Origin of the sequence: Protofrankia sp. CiP3, from assembly GCF_917627345.1 — a bacterium.
Taxonomy (GTDB): domain Bacteria; phylum Actinomycetota; class Actinomycetes; order Frankiales; family Frankiaceae; genus Protofrankia.
Window position 1 is genome coordinate 1 of record NZ_CAKJTM010000182.1, and the last position, 5,492, is coordinate 5,492.

General features: G+C 66.8%; 4 protein-coding genes, 1 pseudogene and 1 riboswitch. Of the genes and pseudogenes, 4 read left to right on the top strand and 1 reads right to left on the bottom strand.

The genetic code is table 11. The features are described from left to right. Nucleotides 1-231 (bottom strand): annotated as a pseudogene (locus MJ797_RS25695) (hypothetical protein); the annotation flags it as partial. 62 nt (nucleotides 232-293) lie between these two features. On the opposite strand from MJ797_RS25695, the gene MJ797_RS25700 reads away from it, so the two are divergent. The 4 genes from MJ797_RS25700 to MJ797_RS25715 all read left to right on the top strand — a co-directional run bounded on the left by MJ797_RS25700 (nucleotide 294) and on the right by MJ797_RS25715 (nucleotide 5,004). After that, nucleotides 294-962 carry a haloacid dehalogenase-like hydrolase gene (locus MJ797_RS25700; protein ID WP_239342178.1) on the top strand — a complete coding sequence of 223 codons (669 nt, stop codon included), beginning with the start codon at nucleotides 294-296 and terminating at the stop codon, nucleotides 960-962. Nucleotides 963-1,333: 371 nt separating this feature from the next. Then, nucleotides 1,334-2,764, top strand: a complete 1,431-nt coding sequence (locus MJ797_RS25705) for a multicopper oxidase domain-containing protein (protein WP_239342181.1) — start codon at nucleotides 1,334-1,336, stop codon at nucleotides 2,762-2,764. Between the two features lie 469 nt (nucleotides 2,765-3,233). Continuing rightward, nucleotides 3,234-3,409, top strand: a riboswitch (cyclic di-AMP (ydaO/yuaA leader). A gap of 7 nt (nucleotides 3,410-3,416) precedes the next feature. Then, a complete protein-coding gene (locus MJ797_RS25710; protein WP_239342184.1) occupies nucleotides 3,417-3,800 on the top strand; it encodes a transglycosylase family protein in 384 nt (127 codons plus the stop codon). Between the two features lie 451 nt (nucleotides 3,801-4,251). Further along, on the top strand, nucleotides 4,252-5,004 hold the full coding sequence (locus MJ797_RS25715) for an SDR family oxidoreductase (protein WP_239342186.1): 753 nt from the start codon (nucleotides 4,252-4,254) through the stop codon (nucleotides 5,002-5,004). Nucleotides 5,005-5,492: the final 488 nt, after the last annotated feature.

A 5,492-nucleotide genomic window follows, 5' to 3' on the forward strand; every position in this document is an offset into this window, starting at 1 on the left:
TGCCCCGCCGGAGAGCGGCGCCGGGCTGGCTGCCGGGCCGGCCGCGGGCGCGGCCGACAGCTCGCGCCGCCGGCGGTAGGCCGACAGCCGGTTGTGCGCGGAATCGTCGCAGTACGCGGGTGGCCGGCCGGGCCCGACCGGAGCACTCGGCGGACGCGTGCACCCCGGGTACGCGCATGTCACCGGATCGGCCTGGTTGACTGCTGTGCCCTCGGTCATGCTTGTGCTCACCGTCCCTCCGTTCCAGATTCTGTATTCCGCGGGCCGCCGTCGAACACGACAAGGATGCACGCATGAGCAAGACGCCTGAACGAGCGGCCACCGGGGTCGCGTTGTTCGACCTGGACGGTGTGCTGGTGCGTGGTGACACCTTCACCCGGCTGCTGCGCCGGCACCTGTCGCGGTCCCGATGGCGCGCGGCCCTGGTCATGCCGGTGACGCCCCTGCTGGCGGTACGCCCGCTGCGCGCGATCGCGGTACGGATGATAATGCGGCTGGCGTTGCTGGGCTTCGACGCCGCCCGGTTCCGTGCGCGAGCCGAGGCGTTCGGCCGGGAGCTCCCGGCCGAACGGGATGTGGTGATACCCGAGGGCATCGCCACACTGCGCCGCCACGTCGAAGCGGGCGATCGGGTAGTGATCGTGACAGCATGTGAACGAGAACTCGCCCGTACGCTCCTCGACACGCTGGGCCTGGGCGAGGTGGAACTGATTTCCTCGCAGCTGGTCTGGGGCCGATTCGGTGTTACTCGGGGCAGCCTGCACAACCACGGAGCGCGTAAACCGCGTCAGCTCGCCGCCCACGGGATCGAGCCACCCTGGGAGCACGCCTACAGCGACTCGCTGGCGGACCTGCCCATGCTGGCCGCCGCCAACCATGCGGTGCTGGTCAATCCTGACGGGAGGCTCGCGCTACGCGCACAGCACGCGCTGGGCGGGCGCCTGCGGATCGTCCACTGGTGAGGCCCACTCGCTCACGATAGCGTGAGAACGCCAGCCCGCTGAGAGGCTCCGGCGGCAGGGCGTCCGATGCGGTTGCCAACACGGCCGGGCGATCCGCGACCCGGTCCACGAGCAGCCTGCAAGGTCCTGTTCGCCCAGCCCGGCATCTGTCGACGCCCGGTTGCCGGCCCGGCTGCCCGACCAGCGCGGGTGCGTAGTGTCATCTTCCACATCCTTTGGCGAATGGTGGACTCTCACTATACAGAGGAAGTCACAGAGGGTTACTGTCACGCTCCGTGATTGATAAGTTGCGCGCCATGCGGCGCACAGGTATCGGCGGCCGAACCGCCAGCCGGGTACGCGTAAGGAGGCAGTCGTCGTCACGGTCCGCGGTGGCGGCCGTTCGTGCCAGGCAGCGGATGTGCGTCAGAGCGGTGGTCGGGAGCGCGCTCGTGCTTGCTCTCGGGCCTGCCGCGATCGGGCCCGCGACCGCGGCCGGGCCCACCGCGGCCGGTGGCACGGGTGCGACGGGAGAACGATCATCTTACTGGAACGACGCCGCCGGCCAGGAGTTCCACCCGACCGGTCGGGTGCGCACCTATTACATCGGTGCTGACGAGGTGGTCTGGAACTACGCCCCCGAGGGACGCGATGTCATCACCGGCCAGGCATTCGACCCGATAGCAAGGACATACGTCCAGTCCGGGCCCGGCCGGATCGGGACGAGTTACCTCAAGTGTCTCTACCGTGGTTACACCGACGCCAGCTTCAGCGGTCTGGCGCCACGCCCCCCGCAGGATGCGTATCTGGGCTTCCTGGGCCCGGTGATCCGCGCCGAGGTCGGCGACACCATCAAAGTCGTGTTCCGCAACGCCTGCCGGATTTCTGACAGCGTGCACCCGCACGGCGTCTTCTACACCAAGGCGAACGAGGGCACGCCGTATGCGGACAACACCTCCGGGGTGGACAAGCTCGACGACGCTGTACCCACCGGAGGCACGCACACGTACACCTGGCTGGTGCCCGATCGAGCGGGTCCGGGCCCGCACGACGGCAGCTCGGTCATGTGGATGTACCACTCCCATACCAACGAGGTCACCGACACCTACGCCGGGCTCACCGGCCCAATGGTTGTCACCGGAAAAGGGAAGGCGCGGCCAGACGGTAGCCCCGTCGACGTCGACCGCGAGATTTTCGCGCTGTTCTCGATCGTCAACGAGAATTGGAGCCCGTATCTTCAGGAGAACCTCCGCCGTTTTGCCAAGCCGCCGTACCCGGCACCGAACGATGCTGATTTCGAGCGTTCCAACATGCGGCATGCCATCAACGGCTACGTCTTTGGCAACGAGCCAATGATCACTATGAAAAAAGGTTCGCACGTCCGGTGGTACCTGATGAGCATGGGCGGCGAGGCGGATATGCACACGCCGCACTGGCACGGTAACGACGCGATCGTGGGCGGTATGCGTATGGACACCGTTCCGCTGCTCCCCGGCACCATGGCCGTGGCCGACATGGTGCCTGACGACGTCGGCATCTGGCTTTTCCACTGCCATGTGAACGAGCACATCACCGCCGGCATGCTGACTCGCTACCAGGTTGTGTCCGACACCGACAGCGGTACTGCCGGCGCCGCAGCCATATCCGCGCCAGGGCTGTCGGCTACAACGATGCCGGTACCCAAGGGCGCCGTCTCCGCGGGCGAAGGCGGGATAGCTGTTCCCCCGTCGTCCGTCCCCACCGCGTCCGCGATCATCGCGTTCGTGGTGGCGATCGGCGCCCGCAGGACCGTGCGCCGTCGCCGTCGTCGCGCCATGAGCTGAAACCGCGCCGTTCATCGCGGTCCAGGCCGGTAGCTCCTGCCGTACAACAGGTCTGGACCGCGATATGGCGAGAACCGCCAGCCGCCCAGAAAGCGGCTCCCGCTCACGGAGAGCCCAGGATCATCAGCGTTCGGACAGCCATATTGCCGACACCATACACGGCGCTGTTGATGCGCAGGATCCCCGCGGCATCGTACGGCGGAAGAACAACCGTCGGCGAACAGCCACGCAGCCGGCCCGCCTGCCCACCTACCGCGCGGGGCAGTTTTTTTGGATGGGTGGCGGCCCCGGCACAATTGCACCGGCCGGCCAGGGCCAGCTATGGATAAGCGCGGGTGCGCGCACGTTACCGGCAGTCGTGACGGTTAGCAACATCGGCTGTGGACTGTGTGCCTCTTCACGGAGCCTTGCCTGCCGGGCGGTCATTGCACGTATGGTCCTCGCCGTGCCTTCGAGGGGAAGGCGCGCATCGGATGGCACGCCGAGTCCTGCCCCCGTCCGATGACAACCAATACGGTGGCAGGAACGGGGGAACCATTTCCGGACGTCGAAGCCAGGCGTTCTCGGGGTGAAGCCGCATAGCGCGGCCGGGCAGTCCCAGCCCGAATCCGACAGCTCACCTCGCAGGCGTGGGGAAGGACATCAACACAACATGTCCAATGTACGTTCTGGCGCTCGTGGAATCAGTCGAATCAAGGCGCGTGCTCGGGTACTGATCGCGGTACCGGCACTCGTCGCCGCCATCGGCGGCGGCAGCGTCGCGCTGTCCCAGCCGGCGAGTGCGGCACCGTCCAACGACGGCGTGCTGGCCGCCATCGCACGATGTGAATCCGGCGGCAACCCGAAGGTTGTCAACTCGATCGGCGCCGGCGGGCTGTTCCAGTTCCTGCCTGGCACGTGGCACGCTGTCGGTGGCTCTGGCCTGCCGCAGAACGCCAGTGTGTCCGAACAGTGGATGCGTGCGCGGATCCTCTACGCGCAGCAGGGCACGAGCCCCTGGTACGCGTCGAAGCACTGCTGGGCCGGAAAGGCCTAGCGACCGGGCGGCGAGGCTCCCTCGGGCCGTCCACGGTGTCTGTCAGATCCGCCAGCGCTGTGTATCAGCTATGGCCTCAGGTATCTCGACAGAGTGGCCAGCCCGGGTTCACCGGGAGGCTCTCGCGGAGCCGTGGGAGAGACCGGCCGCGGCCGGTCTCTCCCACGCGGCCGCCTGCTTCGGGCTCTCGGGCCGGGCGGGCGTACCCGCACAATCGATCTTCCGGCCGGGGAATCGGGCGCGCCGCGGCGGTCTGTGGTAAACCCGGAAAAACGGCCCCGTCGGCGTGCCGTCGTTTCTTGTCCGGGCCAGTTTTTCGTTCGCGCCGGCTCCCCGAGGGGCTGCTCGACTTCAGGCGAGCGGCGTAATACCGTACCGTGCGCGAGCGGCGCCTCGTCAGGGGTTTTTTCGATCCGCGCGCTGGGCTCTCGAGAAACCTGGTGAATGAGCGATGACAGCGAAGAACGACGTCCGTCGAGCCTTGGTGACCGGTGCTGGAAGCGGAATGGGGCAGCTCCTCGCCCTCCGGCTGGTGCGGCAGGGCACAGACGTCATCGCGGTTGATCGGGACGAAGCCGGTCTGAAGGTCCTCCACGACGCTGGGCCCGGAAAGGTGACGACGTACACCATCGATGTCACCGATGCGGACGCCATGGCCGACGTCGTGACCTCGCAGCACCACACCCTGCTCGTGACGGCCGCCGGGATCGGGTACACAGGCAAGATCGCTGAGACTCCGGCTGCGGTGCACGCGAAGATCATGGCGGTGAACTACCAGGGCACAGTCAACGCGGTGACGGCCGCGCTGCCCGGCTATCTCGCGCGGGGATCGGGCCGGCTCGTCCTTTTCTCATCGATTCTCGGCTGGTTGCCGGTGCCGCAACACGGTCCCTACGGCGCGACAAAGTCGGCGTTGGTCATTTACGCTCAGACGTTGCGGCATGAACTTCGCGGGACCGGTGTGCGGGTGAGCTGTGTCTGTCCACCGGCGGTGGCAACCCCGATGCTCGACGACATGCCCGCGGCCAGAGCAGTCTCGCAGCGCACTATGATGACACCGGCCGCTGCCGTCGACGCGATCGAACGCGGCCTCGACAGAGGGCGTTTCTGGATCTTCCCAGGTATCGCGCGGCCGGTGGCGATCGGCCAGCGGCTGTTCCCCGAGCTGCTGCGGGTGGCCATTGGCAGCCTGCTGAACAGATAGCCATACCGGCCGCTCAGAGCGCCCGGGACCAGGGCATGTAAGGAAAAATAAGATCTTCATCTTGTGGCACCTATCCTGACCTGCGGTGCTGCTGTTTTCGCAGGTCAGTAACGGGTTGCTCGTTAGCGGCGGCATTATTGTGGGGGCGGTGTTCCCTGATGCGCGTCCAACGCCAGGACCCGAGGGGGAGCCCAGCGCGAGAGCTCCGCTCACGCGGATCTGGGCAGCGGCTGCCCGTAGGTGGGCCCTATCGAAATCCTGTCACCAGGTAGACATAGTGCACCCTTTTTGGCGTCATGTGCTAAAAGTCGGTATTGATAGTGCGGCAGCTGGCTGAGGCGGGACCCCTTGGGAGGGACTACTGTGAGCGGAGCGGCGAACCGGGAACTCGGAAAGTTCTTGAGGAATCGTCGAGAAAGTCGGAGCCCCAATCAAATGGGCATCGCGCCGCGGGGGCGCCGGAGAACCCCGGGGTTAGGACTCGCGCA

Excerpts from the sequence above, each read along its gene's own strand:
- MJ797_RS25700 (WP_239342178.1), top strand. The coding sequence starts at position 294 with ATGAGCAAGACGCCTGAACGAGCGGCCACCGGGGTCGCGTTGTTCGAC.
- MJ797_RS25710 (WP_239342184.1), top strand. The coding sequence starts at position 3,417 with ATGTCCAATGTACGTTCTGGCGCTCGTGGAATCAGTCGAATCAAGGCG.
- MJ797_RS25715 (WP_239342186.1), top strand. The coding sequence starts at position 4,252 with ATGACAGCGAAGAACGACGTCCGTCGAGCCTTGGTGACCGGTGCTGGA.